The sequence below is a fragment of the Dankookia rubra genome, from assembly GCF_004355005.1.
GTDB lineage: Bacteria > Pseudomonadota > Alphaproteobacteria > Acetobacterales > Acetobacteraceae > Paracraurococcus > Paracraurococcus ruber_A.
On record NZ_SMSJ01000374.1, the window covers coordinates 1 to 413 of the forward strand.

The window sequence follows — 413 nt, forward strand, 5'->3', positions numbered from 1 at the left end:
CACGTCCGAGCGCCAGCAGCAGCGAGGGAATGGGTACCACCGCGCCTTGCCAGAAGGCGTCAATGTGGCCGGCCGCCAACGCCTCGGCCTGCACCGCGGGGTCACCGCTGATGACCTCGACGGTAATGCCTGCCGCGTCAGCGGCGGCGCGGAAGAAGACCTCGGCCGGCCCTCGTGCCGGACCGCAGCCGACGCGTCGTCCGGCAAGGTGGGCAAACTCGGTGATGCCACTCACGCGCAGCGCCGCGGCCTGGAAGCTGGTCTCGTACATCGGGAACAGGGCCCGCACCTCAGAGTGCCGCCGCCCGCCCGCAGCCGGTGTGCCCTGGAGTGCGTCCCAGGCCGAGCCCAGAAACGCCGTGCCGAGCGCGTCTGGGTCGTCTTCGACCATCGAGAGGTTCTGCAGCGACCCC

At 71.2% G+C, this 413-nt stretch carries 1 protein-coding gene; it reads right to left on the reverse strand.

Translation table 11 applies throughout. The annotated features are described in order from the left end of the window. Nucleotides 1-391: TAXI family TRAP transporter solute-binding subunit (locus E2C06_RS37030; RefSeq protein ID WP_277751932.1), on the reverse strand; the 391-nt coding region annotated here is incomplete at its 3' end. Nucleotides 392-413 lie beyond the last annotated feature (22 nt).